The organism is Mesorhizobium sp. CO1-1-7 (assembly GCF_020164885.1).
Taxonomy (GTDB): domain Bacteria; phylum Pseudomonadota; class Alphaproteobacteria; order Rhizobiales; family Rhizobiaceae; genus Mesorhizobium; species Mesorhizobium australicum.
Genome location: NZ_JAIUHA010000004.1, coordinates 328,404 through 346,331, shown reverse-complemented (window position 1 = coordinate 346,331; position 17,928 = coordinate 328,404). Strand labels below are relative to the sequence as shown.

General features: G+C 64.9%; 19 protein-coding genes and 1 pseudogene. 7 read left to right on the top strand and 13 right to left on the bottom strand.

Annotated features, from left to right (window positions below):
- Positions 1-46: 46 nt before the first annotated feature.
- The 6 genes from LB516_RS11000 to LB516_RS10975 are packed head-to-tail and all read right to left on the bottom strand — an operon-like array spanning position 47 to position 6,011.
- Entirely contained in the window at positions 47-1,432 is a 1,386-nt protein-coding gene (locus LB516_RS11000; RefSeq protein ID WP_224719527.1) for an NAD(P)/FAD-dependent oxidoreductase, read from the bottom strand.
- 20 nt (positions 1,433-1,452) lie between these two features.
- On the bottom strand, positions 1,453-2,565 hold the full coding sequence (locus LB516_RS10995) for an ABC transporter ATP-binding protein (RefSeq protein WP_015314929.1): 1,113 nt from the start codon (positions 2,563-2,565) through the stop codon (positions 1,453-1,455).
- Positions 2,562-3,359 carry an ABC transporter permease gene (locus tag LB516_RS10990; protein ID WP_140712185.1) on the bottom strand — a complete coding sequence of 266 codons (798 nt, stop codon included), beginning with the start codon at positions 3,357-3,359 and terminating at the stop codon, positions 2,562-2,564. Before LB516_RS10990 ends, LB516_RS10995 begins: the two co-directional genes overlap by 4 nt.
- On the bottom strand, positions 3,359-4,222 hold the full coding sequence (locus LB516_RS10985) for an ABC transporter permease (RefSeq protein WP_140712187.1): 864 nt from the start codon (positions 4,220-4,222) through the stop codon (positions 3,359-3,361). The genes LB516_RS10990 and LB516_RS10985 overlap by 1 nt, the downstream gene beginning before the upstream one ends.
- A gap of 23 nt (positions 4,223-4,245) precedes the next feature.
- A complete protein-coding gene (locus LB516_RS10980) occupies positions 4,246-5,316 on the bottom strand; it encodes an extracellular solute-binding protein (RefSeq protein ID WP_224719526.1) in 1,071 nt (356 codons plus the stop codon).
- Positions 5,317-5,351: 35 nt separating this feature from the next.
- Complete coding sequence (locus LB516_RS10975; RefSeq protein ID WP_140876172.1) at positions 5,352-6,011, bottom strand: helix-turn-helix domain-containing protein; 660 nt, start codon at positions 6,009-6,011, stop codon at positions 5,352-5,354.
- Between the two features lie 526 nt (positions 6,012-6,537).
- Here LB516_RS10975 and LB516_RS10970 point away from each other — a divergent pair.
- Complete coding sequence (locus LB516_RS10970; RefSeq protein ID WP_015314934.1) at positions 6,538-6,918, top strand: DUF2794 domain-containing protein; 381 nt, start codon at positions 6,538-6,540, stop codon at positions 6,916-6,918.
- 75 nt (positions 6,919-6,993) lie between these two features.
- Here LB516_RS10970 and LB516_RS10965 read toward each other — a convergent pair whose 3' ends face one another.
- From LB516_RS10965 to LB516_RS10950, 4 genes are all read right to left on the bottom strand, one after another.
- Entirely contained in the window at positions 6,994-7,572 is a 579-nt protein-coding gene (locus tag LB516_RS10965) for a GNAT family N-acetyltransferase (RefSeq protein ID WP_140618237.1), read from the bottom strand.
- 105 nt (positions 7,573-7,677) lie between these two features.
- Positions 7,678-8,451: a Bax inhibitor-1/YccA family protein gene (locus tag LB516_RS10960; protein ID WP_015314936.1), complete on the bottom strand. Its 774-nt coding sequence runs from the start codon at positions 8,449-8,451 to the stop codon at positions 7,678-7,680.
- 227 nt (positions 8,452-8,678) lie between these two features.
- The gene (locus LB516_RS10955) at positions 8,679-11,228 is read right to left on the bottom strand and encodes an ABC transporter permease (protein ID WP_224719525.1); all 2,550 of its coding nucleotides are present in this window, start codon (positions 11,226-11,228) and stop codon (positions 8,679-8,681) included.
- Positions 11,228-11,923: an ABC transporter ATP-binding protein gene (locus LB516_RS10950; protein ID WP_224719524.1), complete on the bottom strand. Its 696-nt coding sequence runs from the start codon at positions 11,921-11,923 to the stop codon at positions 11,228-11,230. The genes LB516_RS10955 and LB516_RS10950 overlap by 1 nt, the downstream gene beginning before the upstream one ends.
- Before the next feature lie 85 nt (positions 11,924-12,008).
- Between LB516_RS10950 and LB516_RS10945 the strand changes: the two genes are divergently transcribed.
- Both LB516_RS10945 and thpR read left to right on the top strand, forming a co-directional pair.
- Complete coding sequence (locus LB516_RS10945; RefSeq protein ID WP_224719523.1) at positions 12,009-12,653, top strand: arylesterase; 645 nt, start codon at positions 12,009-12,011, stop codon at positions 12,651-12,653.
- Positions 12,654-12,792: 139 nt separating this feature from the next.
- Positions 12,793-13,389 (top strand): RNA 2',3'-cyclic phosphodiesterase, encoded by a 597-nt coding sequence (gene thpR, locus LB516_RS10940; RefSeq protein WP_224719522.1) that lies wholly within the window; start codon positions 12,793-12,795, stop codon positions 13,387-13,389.
- Here the strand turns inward: thpR and LB516_RS10935 are convergent.
- On the bottom strand, positions 13,293-13,811 hold the full coding sequence (locus LB516_RS10935; protein WP_224719521.1) for a low molecular weight protein-tyrosine-phosphatase: 519 nt from the start codon (positions 13,809-13,811) through the stop codon (positions 13,293-13,295). The genes thpR and LB516_RS10935 overlap by 97 nt on opposite strands.
- 50 nt (positions 13,812-13,861) lie before the next feature.
- Here LB516_RS10935 and LB516_RS10930 point away from each other — a divergent pair.
- The 3 genes and pseudogenes from LB516_RS10930 to LB516_RS10920 form a co-directional block, all read left to right on the top strand.
- A pseudogene (locus LB516_RS10930) lies at positions 13,862-14,152 on the top strand (4a-hydroxytetrahydrobiopterin dehydratase); the annotation flags it as partial.
- A gap of 143 nt (positions 14,153-14,295) precedes the next feature.
- Positions 14,296-14,658, top strand: a complete 363-nt coding sequence (locus LB516_RS10925) for a YkvA family protein (protein ID WP_015314943.1) — start codon at positions 14,296-14,298, stop codon at positions 14,656-14,658.
- Between the two features lie 286 nt (positions 14,659-14,944).
- On the top strand, positions 14,945-15,448 hold the full coding sequence (locus tag LB516_RS10920) for an invasion associated locus B family protein (protein ID WP_224719520.1): 504 nt from the start codon (positions 14,945-14,947) through the stop codon (positions 15,446-15,448).
- A gap of 54 nt (positions 15,449-15,502) precedes the next feature.
- Here the strand turns inward: LB516_RS10920 and LB516_RS10915 are convergent, their stop codons facing one another.
- A complete protein-coding gene (locus tag LB516_RS10915) occupies positions 15,503-16,858 on the bottom strand; it encodes a chloride channel protein (RefSeq protein ID WP_140822900.1) in 1,356 nt (451 codons plus the stop codon).
- Between the two features lie 187 nt (positions 16,859-17,045).
- Here LB516_RS10915 and LB516_RS10910 point away from each other — a divergent pair, with 187 nt between their 5' ends.
- Positions 17,046-17,486: a DUF305 domain-containing protein gene (locus LB516_RS10910; protein WP_224719519.1), complete on the top strand. Its 441-nt coding sequence runs from the start codon at positions 17,046-17,048 to the stop codon at positions 17,484-17,486.
- An 80-nt stretch (positions 17,487-17,566) separates the two neighbouring features.
- Here LB516_RS10910 and LB516_RS10905 read toward each other — a convergent pair whose 3' ends face one another.
- Positions 17,567-17,866 (bottom strand): hypothetical protein, encoded by a 300-nt coding sequence (locus LB516_RS10905; RefSeq protein WP_224719518.1) that lies wholly within the window; start codon positions 17,864-17,866, stop codon positions 17,567-17,569.
- Positions 17,867-17,928 lie beyond the last annotated feature (62 nt).

Below are 17,928 nucleotides of genomic sequence, written 5' to 3'. Positions count from 1 at the left end.
GGCGCAATTCCAGACGGAAACCGCTACATATCCTGCTCGAATGCTTTCAGTGTCCGGTCAGGCGATCGGCGAAGGCCGCAAGGCGTGAGGTCCGGTCCAGGCCGTTTGCTTCACGCCGGTCGGCGATGCGATAGAGCTGGTACATTGTGTGCACGCCGAGCCAGCGCAGTGGTTCCGGTTCCCATTTCTTGACCGTGCGGTTGACCCAGGGCAGCCGGGTCAACTCGGTGTCGTGGCCGAGCACGAGGTCGCGCAAGGTGCGGCCTGACAGGTTGGAACTGGAAACCCCGAGCCCGACATAGCCGCCGGCCCAGCCGATGCCGCTTTCCGGGTCGAAGCCTGAAGTGGTGCACCAGTCGCGCGGCACCCCAAGCGTCCCGCACCAGGCATGGTCGAGACGCACGCCCTTGGTCTGCGGCAACAGCCTGGTCAGCACCTCGTGCAACTGGTCGATGGTCGCCTGCTGGGTCCGGCCGCGCGCATCGGTGCGCGAACCGAAGCGGTAAGGCACGCCACGGCCGCCCATGGCGATTCGGCCTTCGCGCGTGCGCTGCGCGTAGCAATAGGTGTGAGCGGCATCGCCCAGCACCTCGTAACCGTTCCAGCCGATCTGGTCCCACAGTTCTTGCGGCAGCTTCTCGGTCACCACGATGGCGCTGTTCAGCGGCAGCCAGAGACGCTCGTAGCCGGGAATGCCAGCCGTGAAGCCTTCGGTGGCGCGGATGATCTTCCCTGCCCGCACGATGCCTCTGCTGGTGGTGACCTTGCCCTTCTCGATCGCCAGCACCTGCGTCTGCTCGTAGATCGGCACGCCAAGCCGCTCGACAGCCGCCGCCAGGCCTTGCACCAGCTTCGCCGGCTGGACACGCGCGACGTTGCGCACGACGAAGGCGCCCAGCACCTTGTCGATGGCGATGCGCTGGCGCGCCTCCCGCGCGTCGAGGAAGGCCAGCCGCTCCGGCGGCATCTCCCAGCGCAGCAGCTCCTCGTATTCGGCCTTGGCGCGCTGCAATTGTGCCGCGTTGGTGGCGACGGTGATGTTGTCGACGCGGCGGATATCGGCGTCGATGCCTTCGGCTTCCGTCACCGCGATCACCTCATCGACCGTGCCGAACATGGCGCGCTGCATGTCGATCACCGCGCCGCGCGAGGAGGTCTTTGCGTATTTCTCGCGCGACCAGCTGAAGCCGCCCGACAGCCAGCCGCCATTGCGGCCCGACGCGCCGAAGCCCGCGAACTCCTTCTCGACCATGGCGATGCGCAGCGCAGGTTGCGCCTTCTTCAAATAATAGGCGGTCCACAGGCCGGTGTAGCCGGCGCCGACGATGCACACATCTGCCTCGATGTCGCCGGGCAAGGACGGCCGATAGGCCGGCACGCCGCCGATATCGGCATACCAGAACGACACGTCGCCATTGTGCTTGGCTTGCATTTTTGAAATCCGTTCCGAAATCAGGTGAGCGTCAGGTCAGCCTTGTCGTCGTCGGCGAGCAGCTTCACGTCGGCGCCGGCGAACAGCACCTCGACCTCGTCCCCGATGGCGAAACTGTCTGCTTCCAGCGTCGAGCGCACGATGGCTTTCGAGCCGTCGGCCAGGTCGACCTCGTATTTTGAGCCGGAGCCGAGATAGATGGCTTCGCCAATACGGCCCGTGAGCCGGTTGCGGCCGTCGCCGCCCACACCAGGGCGGGCGAGCGCCAGCTTTTCGGGGCGCAGCAGCATGACCGGCGTGCCGCCATTGGCGAGACGCTTGGCCGTCGTCACCATCTGGCCTGATATCTCGATCGCCGTCTCCTGGCCAGAGGTGGCGGCGGCCCCGCGCAGCACGGTGGAATCGCCGATGAACTTGCCGACGAACAGCGTCGCCGGCTCGTCATACAGCTCGCGCCCGGTACCGATCTGTTCGATCCGGCCCCGGTTGAACACGGCGATGCGATCCGACAGCACCAGCGCCTCTTCCTGGTCGTGCGTCACATAGACGAAGGTGGTGCCGAGTTCGCGGTGGATGCGCTTGATCTCGAGCTGCAGCCATTCGCGCAGTTTCTTGTCGAGCGCGCCGAGCGGCTCGTCCATCAACAGCAGCGGCGGATCGAAGACGATGGCGCGGGCCAGCGCCACGCGTTGCTGCTGGCCGCCCGAAAGCTCGCTGGGGAAGCGATGGCCGAAATCCGCCATCTTGACCATGTCGAGCGCCTGGCGCACCCGGCGTTCGCGCTCGGCTCCCGCCACGCCGCGCAAGGCGAGCGGATAGGCGACGTTGCGGCTCACCGTCATATGGGGAAACAGCGCGTAATGCTGGAAGACGACGCCGATGTTGCGCTTGTGCGCCGGCACGCCGACGACGCTCTTGCCGCCCACTTCCAGCGCGCCGGAACTGGCCTCGGTGAAGCCGGCGACGACGTTGAGCGTCGTCGTCTTGCCGGAGCCGCTTGGTCCGAGCAGCGTCATGAACTCGCCGGCCTCGATGTGCAGCGACACGCCGTCCAGCGCCTTGAAGCTGCCATAGGCCTTGCTGATCGACCTGAGATCGATCGCCGCGCCCCTGCTCTCTTGCCCCGAGGTCATTGGCGTCCTTTCCGCTCGCGGCCAAGAAGAAGCATGCCGCCGCCGATCAGGATCGTGGTGGCAAACAACAGGATCGTGCCGACGGCCGCGACCGTCGGGTCGGCGTCGCGCGTGATGGAAGCGAAGATCTGCACCGGCAATGTCTTGAGGTAGGGATTGGTGATGAACAGCGACACGACGATCTCATCGAAGGAGGTGGCGAAGGCGAACAGCAGGCCCGACAGCACGCCGGGTGCAATCAGCGGCAGCGTCACCGTGCGGAAGGTAGTGAGCGCGTTGGCGCCGAGGCTCGCCGCGGCTGTCTCGAGCCGCCTGTCGAACACTTCGAGATTGGCCGAGACGGCAATCAGCACGAAAGGCAGCGCAAGGATGGTGTGGGCGAGCACGAAGCCGAGCAGCGTGCCGACAAGCCGCGTATCGAGATAGACCGCGTAGATGCCGATGGCCAGCACCACGCCCGGCACCACCATCGGCGTCAACATCAGCATGCGCAGCAGGTTTGCCGGCCGCGCCTTCATGCGGTCGAGGCCGAAGGCGGCAAGCGTGCCGAGCACGGTTGCCAGCACGGCAACGATCGAGGCGACCTTCAGCGAATTGAGGAAGCTGCTCGACCAGTCCGGGCTGGTGGCGAAATTCTGGTACCATTGCCAGGAAAAGCCCTGCGGCGGAAACGCCAGCGACTTGTTCTCGTTGAACGACATCGGCACCACGACCAGCGTCGGGGCCACCAGCCATATGGCCACCAGCAGGCAGACAAGGCCGAGGATGACGCGGGTGAGCGGCTTCATCTCCATCAGCGCCGCTCCGCTTCCCGGTACCGGGACCGCATGACGGGCGCGGCGAGCGCCAGCAGCACGAAGGTCGTGACCAGCAGCACCACGCCCATGGCGCCGCCACGGCCCCATTGCAGCAGGCTGAGCACCTGTGTCTGCACCAGGGTGGACAGCATGGTCGAACGCGGACCGCCGAGCAAAGCCGGCGTGATGTAGAAGCCGAGCGCCAGGATGAAGACGATGATCGCCCCGGCATAGACGCCCGGCAGCGACAGCGGCAGGTAGATGGTGAAGAAGGCGCGGGACGGCCGCGCGCCAAGGCTTTGCGCCGCGCGCATCAGCCTGAGATCGATGCCTTTCATGACCGAATAGAGCGGCAGGATCATGAACGGCAAAAGCACCTGCGCCATGCCGATGACCACGCCCGTCTGGGTGCGGATCAGCCTGACGCCACCAAGCCCGAGCGACCGCAGGACCGAGTTGATGACGCCTGAATCCTGGAGCAGGATCACCCAGGACAAGGTGCGCACCACGCCGCTCACCCAAAACGGGATCAGCACACACAAGAGCAGCACCAGCCGAACGCGCGGCCCGACCGCGGTCATCAGATAGGCGTAGGGATAAGCGCAAACCACGCACACCAGCGTGACCCACGCCGAAATGACGAAGGTCCGCTGGAGCACGACAAGGTTGATCGGCGCACTGAAGAACCAGACATAGTTCTGCGCTCCCCACTCCGGTTCCGACAGGCTGCGCAGCACGATGGTCAGCAGCGGATAGCCGATCACCGCGAAAAGCAGGACCAGGGCCGGCAACGCGAGCGCGAACGGCCGCCATGCCCTGCGCCTTTCGGCGGCCGGAATGGTTGGCTCGGACGCGCTCACGGCCCTTGCTTCCCGTCAGCCGGTCAGTTGCCGGCCATCAGCGCCGACCACTTCTCCTGCGCCACCGCAAAGTTCGGGACCCAGAACTTGAAGTTCTGCTTGTAGCCCTGCTTCTGGCGTTCAGGCGTATTGGTCAGGTAGGCGGCAACAGAAGCGTCGACCTTGGGCTGCGCGTCGTTGTTGATCGGCGTGTAGGAGGTCTTCTCCGCCAATATCTCCTGGGCATGCTTGCCGAGATAGGCATTGAGCAGCGCGTAGGACGCATCCGTATCCTTGACGCCGACCGGAATCGTCATCTGGTCCATCACCACCAGCCAATCCTGCCAGGCGGGCGCGTACTTGGCACCGTTCTTGACCGCCGTCATGGCGCGGCCCGTCCACATCATCAGCATGTCGGCCTCGCCGGATTCGGCGAGCTGCTGCGATTCGGCACCCGTCTTCCAGAAGATCGTGTCGGGGCCGAGCTTGCGGACCACATCGATGGCCTTGTCGATATCGGCCACCGTCATCGCCTTCGGATCGCCGCCGGCAACCTTGAAAGCCTGTTCCAGCAGGCCGCCGGTCGGGCTGCCGGAGCCGTCGATGCCACGCACGCCGGGGAATTTTTGGGTATCGAAGAAGTCGGCCCAGCTCTTGGGCGGATTATCCCCGTACTTTTCCTTGTTGTACATCAGCACGACACCGTAGTTCATCGCCGGCACCGAGCATTCGCCGACCTGGCCTTCCGGGATTTTCGAGACGTCGAGCTTCGTCAGATCGAGCTTCTGGAACAGCTTGCCGCAATAGACATAGGGCAGCAGGTCGTCGGTATCGACGACGTCCCAGGTCACATTGCCGGACTCGACCTGCGCCTGCAGTTTGGCGATCTCCGTCGGGCCGTCATTGAGCAGCTTGACGCCGGACTTGTCGACGAACTCCTTGAGTGCCGCCGCCTGGCCGTCCTGATAGATGCCGCCATAGGAAACGAGGGTCAGCGTCTTGCCCTTCAGCGAGCCTTCGGCGACCTCTCCCGCCACCGGCTTGGATTGCGCGAGCGCGGCGGTGGCCGCCATAAGCACGGCGACGGCCGCCGCATGTCCAAATTTCAGTTTCATGATCATCTCTCCCATTTGCAGAACTCGCATTGTTTTCATTCACCCGGATGCGAGCGGTTTCCGGGCCTGTATCGATCGAGTTCGAGCGCGCCGGCGGTCGGCGGCGCAATGATCCAGAGCACCTCGGCCGGCGTGTCGCCGACATTGACGGTCCGGTGCGGCACCGAGGTTGCGTATTCGACGCTGTCGCCCTCGCGCATCAGATGGCGCTCGTCGGCAAGCGTCAGTTCGACGGTGCCTTTGAGCACCATGAACATTTCGTGCTCGCCGCCATGCACATAGGTCTCGTCGCCGGTCGAGCCGCCAACCTCGAAATGGCCGGCATAGACTTCGAATTGATGGATCGGCCGCCGCGACAGGAGCATCTTGCGGCCTTGGAGGCCAACCGGAACGACCGGCCGCTCCTCGCGCCTCAGCACCTTGTGCAGGGGACGCGCATTGTCCTCGAACAGATCGTTGATGCCGAGGTCGAGAGCGGCGGCGATCTTGAGCAGCGTGCCGGTGTTGGCGCCGCACAGATTGCGCTCGAGCTGGCTGATGAAGCTCGCCGTGGTGCCCGTCATGTCGGCAAGCTGGCGCAGCGAGACGCGCCGCGCCGTGCGCAGTGCCTTGATACGGGGGCCGACGCCGCCGGCCTCCGGCACGGCCGCCCCGCCATTCAACTGTTTTACTGGGGAGTCCGATGCGTGTGGCATTGTCGTCTCCGTTTCCACTTAACACCCTATTAAGTGAAACGGAAAATGGCAAGCACGGTCGGCAGAATTGAATGGCGACGCGGGGTTGGCCGCTTTCGGCCCTACGCCGATGCCGTCGGCGCGCAGTCCCGGGTGCAAGGCCCAAACGAAAAAACCGACGTCAGCTTGCTTCTGACGTCGGTCATTTAGGTTTTGGGATCGTCGCACCTGGCTTTTCCGAGGAAAGGCCGAGGTTGGTTCGATCCGACGCAGACCCGTGGGCGGGGGGCTTGGGGTTTACGAGCCGGTGCCGGACCGAACCGTCTCAGGCAACGCCGGTAAATTCGTCGGACATTGGGGCAGGAGCGCGGATAAAAAAAGGCGGAAATGTGGCGAAGCATCACCAATTCCAACACGCGTTTCACAAACGTGACTGGACGCAACGGAAACGGCGCGCCGCTGCCTTCGCTTCTCCGGCTCTTGCAATTGCGATGCGAAGGGGCCAACTTTGGTTGGCAAAGATTCATTTTGAAGGATCGAGGCAGGCATGATCGATGACGGCGGCGGGATGGGGGATGGAGACGCATCCGCAATATTGATCCCGCTGCACGAGGCGCGCAGCGCACGCCTCGACCAGCCGGTCCGCTTCGACCGGCGCGAACTGGACCAGATCCTCAGGCTTTACGGACGCATGGTCGCGGCCAATGAATGGCGCGACTACGCCATCGATCACCTCACCGACCGCGCTGTCTTTTCCGTCTTCCGACGCGCCAGCGAAGTGCCGCTGTTCCAGATCGTCAAGGATCCGAAACTGGCGCGCAAGCAAGGCGCCTTCGCCGTCATAGCGGCGGGCGGGCGCATCCTCAAACGCGGCCAGGAGCTTGGCCGCGTGCTCGGCGTCTTCGACAGCAAGCTGAAGCTGGTATAGGGGTGAATTGGGAACTGAAGAATTGAGGAACGAAGGAAAAGGGGCGCTTACGTCAGGCGCCGCGTGTCCTGTTCCTCAATTCTTCAGTTCCCCCTTCCGGAACTTCCGCTCCGGCAGCGAATCCGGATCAGGTGGCAGCGATGCCCCGCCGTTGAGCGACAGCTGCATGAATACCGTGTCCAACCAGCGCCCGTGCTTGTAGCCGGAGCCTTCGAGGCGGCCGGAATGACGGAAGCCGAGCTTCTCGTGCAACCTGACCGAGGCGCTGTCGGCGCGGCCATCGCCGATCACCGCGACGATCTGGCGAAAGCCCGCCGCCTCGACCGCCGCGACCAGGCTTTGCATCAGCTTCAGGCCGACACCCTGGCCCTTGGCGTCAGGCGCGACATAGACCGAGTCCTCGACGATGAAGCGATAGGCCGGGCGCGGCCGGAAGGCGCCGGCATAGGCATAGCCAAGCACGGCGCCTGCCTTTTCCGCCACCAGATAGGGAAAGCCGCCGGCCGCGAGTGCGGCGAATCGCGTCCCCATCTCGGTGCGGCTGGGCGGCTCCAGTTCATAGCTCGCCGTGCCGTTGGCGACCGCGTCGGCGTAGATTTCGGTTATGGCGTCGAGGTCGGCCGGGGTCGCCGGCCTGATCGCGATGTTGCTCATTCTTTATGCGGGCCTCTTTTGTGCTTTCGATAACAGCAGAGCCCCGCTTAAAAGAAAAGGGCGGCCGTTGGGCCGCCCTTCCAGGAGTCGATGGTCCAATACCGCTTAGCGGCGGTCGCCCATGAACTGGAGCAGGAACATGAACAGGTTGATGAAATCGAGGTAGAGCGACAGCGCGCCCATGATGGCCTTGCGGCCCGCGACATCGGAAGCGTCGCCCTCGAAATACATCTCCTTGATCTTCTGCGTGTCGTAGGCGGTGAGGCCGGCGAAGACCAGTACGCCGATCGCCGAGACGGCGAAGGTCAGTGCCGACGACTGCAGGAAGATGTTGATCACCGAGGCGATGATGATGCCGAACACGCCCATGATCAGGAACGAGCCCATCGCCGACAGGTCGCGCTTGGTGGTGTAGCCGAACAGCGACAGCGCGCCGAAGGCCGCGGCGGTGGCGAAGAAGGTCTGCGAGATGCTGGCCGTCGTGTAGACCAGGAAGATCGACGACAGCGACAGGCCGACCAGACCGGCATAGACCCAGAAGGTGGTCTGCGCGGCGGCGACACTCATCGACTGAATCCTGAACGACAGGAAGAACACGGCGGCCAGCGGCGCCAGCATGACAACCCAGCGCAGCGGCGAACCGAAGATCGCGTAGCCGAAGGAAGTCAGCATCTCGCCGCTCGGCAGCGTCGCGACGGCCGAAGCCGGATCGGTGGTGGTGGCCAGCATGATCGTGCCGACGGCGGCAAGGCCGGTGATGAGCAGGCCAAGCCCCATCAGATTGTAGACCTTGATCATGTAGGCGCGCAGACCCTGGTCGATGTCGGCGCGGACGCCGGGCACCGCCGACGTCTGATAGTTGCGAATGGGATCAGCCATTGGAAATCCTCGTTGCTTCTGCCCCGTCCGGTGTCGGGCCTCTTGCGGACCCAGGCGCCGCTGGGGGGCTCCAGCATGCCTGCGCGGAATATGATGGTTATTCGCGTCAAGAACAAGACCGTAACCGGGTGTAACGGTTCGTGACAGGCCAAAATGCCGCTTCGCCGGCCGTTTCGGACGGCATTCTTACCAAGATTTAACCCGGGCAGGCGGCGCCCGCCGGCGAATCAGAGGTTTCGCAGCACGGGTGCCGCCTTGTGGCCGAGCACCCGCCAGGTGCCGGCAAGGCCGATGCCGACCGTGATCACCAGCGAAAAGGCAATCGTCGCCACCGCCACCTCGGGCATGAAATGCGATGGCAGCGTCATGATGCGTGCGACCACGAACCAGGCGGCGGCGCTGCCGGCGGCGAGCGCGAAGATGGCGGTGGCCAGTCCGATCAGCATGTATTCCAGAGAGAATGCCGTGATCAGCGTTCGCCGGGTGGCGCCCAACGTCTTCAGCACCACAGCGTCGTGGATGCGCGCCCGGTTGCCGGCGGCAAGCGCGCCGGCAAGCACCAGAACCGAGGCGATCAGCGCCACGCCGGCCGCCGCCCGGATCGCCGTGCCGAGCTGGCCGACCAGCCGGTTGACGATGTCGAGCGCGTCCTTGACCCGCACCGTCGTCACGGCGGGGAAGGCGCGGGTGACGGCGTTGAGGACGCGCGCGTCGTCGGCCGCCGAGGCGTTCTTTTCGGTGAGCGTGGCTATCCAGCCATGCGGGGCGCCGGCGAATGTGTTGGGCGAGAACACCATGACGAAATTGATGCCCATCGTCTCCCACTCGACCTGGCGGAAATTGGCGATGCGGGCGGTGACATTGCGGCCGAGCACATTGACGGTGATGGTGTCGCCGAGCTTCAGCCCGATTTCCTTGCCTTCCTTGTCGGAAAACGAAACCAGCGGCTCGCCGGCATAGTTGTCGGGCCACCATTTGCCCTCTGTCAGCGTCGCGTTTTCCGGTTGCCTGGTGTCATAGGTCAGGCCGCGATCTCCCTTCAGCACCCAGGCGCCCTCGGCCGGCACCTTGACCTTGTCGACATCGACGCCATTGAGAGCCATGACCCGGCCGCGCAGCATCGGCACCTTGGCCAGCGTTCCCCGCGGCACCTCCTTCGCGATCAGCGAGGAGAACGCATCGACTTCGCTGCCCTGGATGTCGACGAAGAAGAAGTTCGGCGCCCGCTCCGGCAGGCTGCCGGAGATCTGGCGCCTGAGATTCCCGTCGATCAGCGCCAGTGTCACCAAGAGCGTCAGCCCAAGCCCCAGCGACAGCACCACGGACGGCGTCAGCGCCCCGGGCCGGTGGATGTTGCCGATAGCGAGCCTGAGCGCGACAAAGCGCACGCGCGGGCTTTTCCGGGCTGCCCATTGCACCAGTCCGCCGACGAGACGCAGCACCAGGAAAGCAAAAACGGTGGCGCCGACGAAGATCGAGGCGATGCGCTGGTCGCCCGAAAACAGGATCGCCAGCGCTGCCAGGAAAAGCGCGATGCCGAGCGCGCAAACGACATAGACGGGGCGCGGCAGGCCCCGGCCTTCCAGTCCCATCTCCCGGAACAGCGCGGTTGCCGGCACGTCACGGGCGCGACCGAGCGGCAACAGCGCGAAGGCCAGCGTCACCAGCAGGCCGAACAGGGCCGCCATGGCGAGCGCGCCGGGATAGAAGCCGCCCTGCGCCGGCACCGGAATGACCGACTGAAGCGCGGCACTCGCCGCGAACGGCATCAGCGCCCCGAGCACCAGGCCGAGCACGATGCCAAGTGCCGCGATGATCAGGATCTGCACGAGGTAGACGGCAAAGACGAAGCCGCCGGACGCCCCCAGGCTCTTGAAGGTGGCGATGACGCCGCGCTTGCCGTTGAGATAGGCGCGCACCGCATTGGCGACGCCGACGCCGCCGACCACCAGCGCGGTGAGCCCGACCAGCGTCAGGAACTGCGAGAAGCGTTCGATATTGGAGGATAACGCCGGTGCGGCGTTGCTGCGCGTGCGGATCGACCAGCCGGCCTGCGGAAGATCCTTGGCCGCCTGGTCCTGGATGGCCTTGAGCCGCGCCTCGTCGGCACCGGCGGGCAGCCGGACCTTGTAGGCGTTCTCGACCAGGCTGCCCGGTTGGATCAGCCCAGTGGCGGCCAGGCCCTCGGTCGAGATCATCAGCCTTGGCGCGAAGCCGAACCCGTCGGAGACCGCGTCGGGCTCGGCCACCAGCCTGGCGCGCAGTTCGAACGTGGCGGTGCCGAGCTTCAGCCGGTCGCCGATCTTGAGATGCAGCCGTTCGAACAAGAGATCGGGTGCCGCGGCGCCGAAAACGCCGAACTGCCTGCCGAACAGTTCCTGCTTCGTCAGCACCGGTTCGGTTTCCAGCGCGCCATAGAGCGGATAGGCCTCGTCGACAGCCTTGGCCTCGACCAGCGCCTGGTCGGATCCGTCAGCCAGGCGCGCCATCGAGCGCATGCCGGCGGTATGCGAAACCACGCCCAGCCCGTCGAGAAAGCCAAGTTCTGCCCGGCTGGCGTCGCGCTGGTTGATCTGGAAGCGAAGATCGCCGCCGAGCAGCGTCTGGCCCTGATCGGCGACACCGGCGGTGATGGAGCGGGCCACCGAATTGACGCCGCCGATAGCCGCCACGCCGAGCGCGATGCAGGCGAGGAAGATGAGGAAGCCGGACAGGCCGCCGCGCATCTCGCGCAGCGAAAAGCGGATGGCAAGCTTCAAGGTCCGCGCCAGCGGCATCAGGCGGTGACCCTGACCGGCGGCGGCGCCTCGATCCGGCCGGAGCGCATCGAAACCTGGCGCGAGCAGCGCGCCGCGAGCGCCGGATCATGGGTCACCAGCACCAGCGTCATGCCGCGTTCGGCGGCCTTGGCGAACAGCAGATCGGCGACCTGCCGCCCCGTCGCCTGATCGAGGTTGCCGGTCGGCTCGTCGGCGATCAGGATGCGCGGCGATGGTGCCAGCGCCCGGGCGATCGCCACGCGCTGCTGCTCGCCGCCGGAGAGCTCGCCGGGATAATGGGTGACGCGGTCGCTGAGGCCGACGGCCGCCAGTTCCCGCTCCGCCACCGAGAAGGGATCGGCGTGGCCGGCCAGTTCCAGCGGCACGGCGACATTTTCGAGCGCCGTCATATTGGGGATGAGGTGGAAGGACTGGAACACGATGCCAATGTTTCGGCCGCGAAACGAAGCGATCTGGTCCTCGCTTCTACCGTTGAGCAGTTCGCCGGCAATGCGCACCGTACCGGAATCGACCCGCTCCAGCCCGGCCAGCACCATCAGCAATGTCGACTTGCCGGACCCCGACGGGCCGACGATGCCCGTCGCCTCGCCGCGCGCGACGTCGAGGCTGACGCCCTTCAATACATGAACCGACGAAGCGCCTTCGCCGAGTGTCAGGGATATGTCTTTCAGCGCGATGACGGCTTCTGTCAAAATGAAAGCGTCCTATATGGAAAGGGAGGCTCTGCCTGTCGGAAGCCATCGCCGGAAGAATTCTCTGTCATATGGGGCCTGCCGCATGTCTTTCAAACGCCGCTTTGCCGCAGGCCTGGTCGTTTTCCTCGCCATCTGCGGCGGCATCTCGTCGGCGCGCGCCGCGCCTTTCAAGATCGTCGGCTTCGGTGACAGCCTGATGGCGGGGTACGGCCTTGGCCCGGGCGAGGGCTTTACCGACAAATTGCAGGCAGCACTTCGCGCCAAGGGCCATGACGTCGTCGTCGCCAATGCCGGCGTCTCCGGCGACACCTCCAGCGGCGGCCTGGCGCGGCTCGACTGGTCGGTGCCTGACGGCACGCAGCTGGTGATCCTCGAACTCGGCGCCAACGACATGCTGCGCGGCGTCGCGCCCGACATCACCAAACGGAACCTGGACGAGATGCTAGGCAAGCTCAAAGAGCGCAAGATTGCCGTGCTGCTGGCCGGCATGCGGGCGGCGCCCAATCTCGGCGCCGACTACCAGAGCGCCTTCGACGCCATCTTTGCTGACCTGGCCGGCAAATACGATGTTCCGCTCTATCCGTTCTTCCTCGACGGCGTCGCCGGCCAGCCCGGCCTGCAGCTCGAGGACGGCCTGCATCCGAGTGCTCGTGGCGTCGACCTGATGGTGGAACGCATCCTGCCCACCGTCGAGAAGACCATGGCGGCGGCGCCAGGAGGATCGTGACGTCGGATGGAACCGGTTCCGCCGCGGAAGCTTTAGATTGCATGTAGATTGCATCCGGGACCAACAAACCACTTGCTCCATTTGATTATCGATGATTCGCTAGGGATGACAGTTTCGATTCGAGGAAGGGAGGCTCTTCATGCCGCGTCTTTTCACCGCCCTCGAAATTCCGCGTGATGCCGCCCTTTCGCTGTCCCTGCTCCGGGGCGGCCTGCCCGGGGCCCGCTGGATCGACGTCGAAAACTACCATCTGACGCTACGCTTCATCGGCGACGTCCAGGGCCATGTCGCCGACGAGATCGCCAACGCGCTCGACCGGGTGCATCGCCCTTCCTTCTCGCTGACCTTGTCCGGTGTCGGCGCTTTCGGCCAGAAGAAGCCGCATGCGGTGTGGGCCGGCGCTTCGCCCTCGCCCGATATGGCGGCTCTTCAGGCCGAAATCGAGCGCATCTGCCAGCGGCTCGGCATTCCCGCCGATCCGCGCAGGTTCATGCCGCATGTGACGCTGGCGCGGCTGCGCAATTCGAGCCCGCTCGACGTCGCCCAATATCTGTCGGCGCGCGGCAATTTCTCGACGCTGCCGTTCCGCATCGGCCGTTTCGTGCTGATGTCGTCGCGCGATTCGGTGGGTGGCGGCCCCTATATTGTCGAGGAGGCATGGCCGCTGTCCGGCCTCGATACGCGTGCCGCCAGCCGTGTCGCCAGCACCTCCGACGCCTCGCGGATCATGCGATAGACCTCGGCAAACGCTTGCTGGTCCTCATAGTAGGGGTCCGGTACATCGCGCGGCCTTCCCTCGGCGAATTCCAGGAACAGGTGGATACGGTCGCGCACCGCCGCCGGCGCCAGCGCCTTCAGGTCGGCGACGTTGGACCGGTCCATGCCGAAGATCAGGTCGAAGCGGTGAAAATCCTCCGGCATGATCTTGCGCGCCCGCTGCCGCGAGATGTCGATGCCGTGGTGAGACGCGATGGCGATCGAGCGCGGGTCGGGAGCGGAGCCGACCTCCCAGCCGCTGGTCGCGGCCGAATCGAGCACGATATCGCCGCCATATCCGCGCTCCGCCAGCACGGCGCCAAGAATGCCTTCGGCCAGCGGCGACCGACAGATGTTGCCGAGGCAGACGAAAAGAATGGAATTTATGGGCTTCGCGATCATGGATCCGGCGCTATGGTGACGACTTCAGCCCAATAGCACGGGAAGCGGACATGAAGAGAGAGAAACTGGGCAGGGAGGCCGCCGAAGCAGCGCTCACAGGGCTTGATGGCTGGGCACTGGCGGACGACGGCGCCTCGATCGGCCGCACCTTCACCTTCGCCAATTTCTCCGAAGCCTTCGCCTTCATGACCAGGGTGGCGCTGACCGCCGAGAAGATGGACCACCATCCCGATTGGTCGAATGTCTACAAGACCGTCAGCGTGACCCTGAACACGCATGACGCCGGCGGCGTGACGGCGCTCGACATCGAATTGGCGAAGAAGATGAACCGCTATTTCGGCGCTGAACACGGGCTGTCCAACGTCCAGGCCCGGCGCGGACCCGGCAAATCGGCGCCCGCATCTTGCAGCCGGGTTAAGCTTTCACCACATTTTGATCGGCGGACGTGCGCTGAGACGCGCATGAGGCCCGCGAGGAGAGATTGATGGCGCAAGAATCCGGTTTTGATTTCTTCGGCTTTGGCGACAAGCTGGCCGGCGAAGGCGAAGTGCGCGAAAAGTTCTGGCGCACGGCCAGGAAGGCCGCTCGGCAGATTCCGTTCATGGAAGATGTCGTCGCCGCCTATTACTGCGCCATGGACAAGAAGACGCCGCTGCGCGCCAAGGGCATATTGGTGGCCGCGCTCGGCTATTTCGTCCTGCCGGTCGACCTCATCCCCGACTTCATCTTCGGTCTCGGCTTCACCGACGACATCGCCGTGCTGACCGCCGCGATCACCGCCGTCAGCGCCCATATCACGCCCGCGCACCGGCAAGCCGCCAAGGACGCCATCGCCGATAAGAGCTGAAGTCCCGCCGGCCGAATCCCACCGCGACGGCTCGACCGCTGGACAGGGGCGTTCAGCGGCGGGTTAGAAGTCAAACTCTTGCCGTTTTCGTGGCCTCCAAGTCGCCAAAGGGACACCGAGCCGGCCGCTGACAAGGCGGCGGCGCGGAAATGGCGGCGGTTTCCTGGGGTGAAGGTCCTTTTCTCTTGGGAAATTCACCGTTTGGTAACCCAGATTAAATCAAAATGAAGCGACGGCAGGACGCCACGCGGCCCGCCTCCGCACCATTTGGAATACGGGAAAAACGATGCGCGGATTGATTGCACTAGTTTCGAGCCTGGTCCTGGCGGCCTCGGCGGCGCCGGCGCTGGCGCAGCAGGCGACCAAGATCGGCCAGCACAATGCCTGGGGCACCTACAGCTACCAGGCTTCGGGCGGCAAGGTCTGCTACGTGCTGACCGTGCCGACCGACAAGCAGCCGCCGACGCTCGACCATGGCGACATGTTCTTCTTCGTCAGCCAGCGGCCCGGCCAGCAAGTGTCCTATGAGCCTCAGTTCATCGCCGGCTACAATTTCCAGGAAGGTTCCAAGGCCACCGTCACCATCGACAAGAAGAGCTTCTCGATGTTCACGCGCGGCAAATCGGCCTGGGTCGAGAACGCGGCGGAAGAGCCAGTGCTGATCGCCGCGATGAAGACCGGAACCGACATGAAGGTGTCGGCGAAGTCGGGCCGCGGCAATCCCACGAACTATATCTTCTCGCTTAAGGGCATTTCGGCGGCGCTGTCCTCGATCGCCAAGTGCAAATAGGCCATCTTCGTTTTTGAACCGAAGGCCGGGCCGTAACGCCCGGCCTTTGCTTTTTCAGCCCAGCCCTGATTCCGGTGCGGCCTCCGCCCGCCGCCGCCGGATCGCCTCGGCGATGAACACCCGCGACAGGGCGTGATAAAGCGGCTCGTGCGAGATCAGCCGCGCCGTGCCGTAGCCCAGCATCGAAGCCAGCATCAGGCCGATGACATTGTCGTGATTGCCGGTCATTTCGAGGATGATGACGAAAGCCGTCATCGGCGCTTGCACGACGCCGGCGAAATAGCCCGCCATGCCGAGCAGGGCCGCGACGCCCGCGCTGCTCCCGAACATCAGGCCGAGCGAGCTGCCGATGCCGGCGCCGACCGCCAGCGAGGGCGCGAAGATGCCGCCGGGAATGCCTGAGATCATCGACAGCAGGCCGGCCGCGAATTTCTCGGCAAAGAAGAACCAGGGCAGCGGCGTGCCTTCGACCGCGCTGCGCGCCTGCGCGTAGCCGGTGCCGAAGGTCAGCCCGCCCGAGGCGATACCGATCACCGCGACCGCCAATCCGCAGATCGCGGCCACCAGCAGCGCGCGCCACAGCGGCTGCAGCGCGTTCCAGCGTCGGATACGCCGCGTCGCCTTCAACGCCAGCAACGAGAACAAGGCGCCAAAGCCGCCGCCGATGACGCCGCAGGCGATCACCAGCGGCCAGTCGACGGCAAACGAGATCGTCTCCTTGGACACGCCGAAATACGTGTAGTTGCCGAGCACGCCGAGCGAGGCGAGGCCGGCCAGGATGACCGCCGTCAGCACCAGCCCGTTGGTGCGCGCCTCATAGGTGCGGCCCATTTCCTCGATGGCGAAGACGATGCCGGCGAGCGGGGTGTTGAACGCCGCCGCGATGCCCGCCGCCGAGCCGGCCAGGATCAGGCCGCGCGCCTGCGCCATGCCGCCCCAGCGCGCCGCCTGCAGCATCAGCGACGCGCCGACCTGCACGGTCGGTCCCTCGCGGCCGATCGAAGCGCCGCAGAACAGGCCGACGATGGTGAGCGCGATCTTGCCCACCACCAGCCTGAGCGACAGGATATGGCTGCGGTCGTCATCGTCGCGCAGGTGGCGGGCGGCGATCGCCTGCGGAATGCCGCTGCCTTGCGAGCCCGGGAAGAAGGCGTGCGCCAGCCAGGCGCACAGGACAAAGCCGAACGGCGTGATGGCCAGCGGCAGATAGAAAGGCCAGCCGCCGTCATTGCCGATCACGACATGAAACAGCGCCTGCGCCTTGTCGGCCAGCACGGCAAAGAGCACGCTGATCAGGCCGATCGAGATCGCACCGGCCCAGAACACCAGACGCGGCTGCCAGACGCGGCGCGAGGCCCACATGGCGCGCGAACGCCGCAGCATGGGGTGTTTTCGCGATTGGCCGGCCATGTCTATCCTCGGGGGAAAACCCAGCCCTAACACAGGCATGACGCCGATCAAGTGTGAGTCTGCCGATCGACGGGATCAAAAGCCCACCGTCGCGGTTGTGTCCCTTTGAACAAGGAGCCCGCAGTCATGAGCTATGTCAGATTCGCCGCGATGATCCTGGTTTTTCTTCAGCCAGACCCGGGTGTGGATGGCCATCGTGATGGGCGCCGCCATGGCCATCGTCATGATCGGCTTCATGTGGGGGATGTACGAGAGCGTGGCCGCGAATATCGGCATCGTCATCGGCGGCATGCTGGTATTCGCTGGTGCCTTGTGGCTGGTCAGGAGCCAGGAAACCGTGAGCGACGTCTCCTACATGAAGGCCATGATCCCCCACCACTCGATCGCGATCATGACCAGCGAACGCGCCCATATCCGCGACCCGGAGGTGCGAAAGCTCGCGGATGGCATCATCGACGCCCAAGTGCGCGAGATCACGCAAATGAAGCGTCTGATCGCGCGGCTCGACGCCAATCCCCTGGCGGCCGGCGCTCCCGACCTGCCGTCCTACCGAGCCCGCGGGGCCGCGCCGCCACCGCCGGAAACCGACCAGAGCACCGGGATCAATACGCTCTCCATCGACAGGTAGGCGCGGGGATGGACGCGCGGAATATGGAAGCCGCTCGACCCGCCGGCCTCCAAGCCGGCGGGAACATCCTTGCGGGATCGTCACATGGCCATTTTTTCACATTCGGCCTGGGCCTTCTTGGTCGAGGTGTCGATCATGTAGGCTTTGCCCTTGGCGTCGGTCATCATCATCATGCAGTGCTTGATCGGCTTGGCCATCTTCATCATGTCGGCGCCCATCTTCGCGTCCGGCGTCATGGTGCCCATATGCCCGTCGGGCATGATCGCCGTCACTTGTCCGCCTTTCATCATGCTCATGGTGCCCATCGCGTCCTCGGCAAACGCCTGCGAGGCGCAAAGCGCGGCGAGGCCGGCAATGACGGCGAGCTTGATCGATTTCATCCTGCATACTCCCATTCTGTAGGGGCACAGTTGCCCCATTCAGGGTTCGAACGCGCGATGGG

Coding starts and splice junctions, on each gene's coding strand:
- LB516_RS11000 (WP_224719527.1), bottom strand. CDS start 1,432: ATGCAAGCCAAGCACAATGGCGACGTGTCGTTCTGGTATGCCGATATC.
- LB516_RS10995 (WP_015314929.1), bottom strand. CDS start 2,565: ATGACCTCGGGGCAAGAGAGCAGGGGCGCGGCGATCGATCTCAGGTCG.
- LB516_RS10990 (WP_140712185.1), bottom strand. CDS start 3,359: ATGGAGATGAAGCCGCTCACCCGCGTCATCCTCGGCCTTGTCTGCCTG.
- LB516_RS10980 (WP_224719526.1), bottom strand. CDS start 5,316: ATGAAACTGAAATTTGGACATGCGGCGGCCGTCGCCGTGCTTATGGCG.
- LB516_RS10975 (WP_140876172.1), bottom strand. CDS start 6,011: ATGCCACACGCATCGGACTCCCCAGTAAAACAGTTGAATGGCGGGGCG.
- LB516_RS10970 (WP_015314934.1), top strand. CDS start 6,538: ATGATCGATGACGGCGGCGGGATGGGGGATGGAGACGCATCCGCAATA.
- LB516_RS10965 (WP_140618237.1), bottom strand. CDS start 7,572: ATGAGCAACATCGCGATCAGGCCGGCGACCCCGGCCGACCTCGACGCC.
- LB516_RS10960 (WP_015314936.1), bottom strand. CDS start 8,451: ATGGCTGATCCCATTCGCAACTATCAGACGTCGGCGGTGCCCGGCGTC.
- LB516_RS10955 (WP_224719525.1), bottom strand. CDS start 11,228: ATGCCGCTGGCGCGGACCTTGAAGCTTGCCATCCGCTTTTCGCTGCGC.
- LB516_RS10945 (WP_224719523.1), top strand. CDS start 12,009: ATGTCTTTCAAACGCCGCTTTGCCGCAGGCCTGGTCGTTTTCCTCGCC.
- thpR (WP_224719522.1), top strand. CDS start 12,793: ATGCCGCGTCTTTTCACCGCCCTCGAAATTCCGCGTGATGCCGCCCTT.
- LB516_RS10935 (WP_224719521.1), bottom strand. CDS start 13,811: ATGATCGCGAAGCCCATAAATTCCATTCTTTTCGTCTGCCTCGGCAAC.
- LB516_RS10925 (WP_015314943.1), top strand. CDS start 14,296: ATGGCGCAAGAATCCGGTTTTGATTTCTTCGGCTTTGGCGACAAGCTG.
- LB516_RS10920 (WP_224719520.1), top strand. CDS start 14,945: ATGCGCGGATTGATTGCACTAGTTTCGAGCCTGGTCCTGGCGGCCTCG.
- LB516_RS10915 (WP_140822900.1), bottom strand. CDS start 16,858: ATGGCCGGCCAATCGCGAAAACACCCCATGCTGCGGCGTTCGCGCGCC.
- LB516_RS10910 (WP_224719519.1), top strand. CDS start 17,046: ATGGCCATCGTGATGGGCGCCGCCATGGCCATCGTCATGATCGGCTTC.
- LB516_RS10905 (WP_224719518.1), bottom strand. CDS start 17,866: ATGAAATCGATCAAGCTCGCCGTCATTGCCGGCCTCGCCGCGCTTTGC.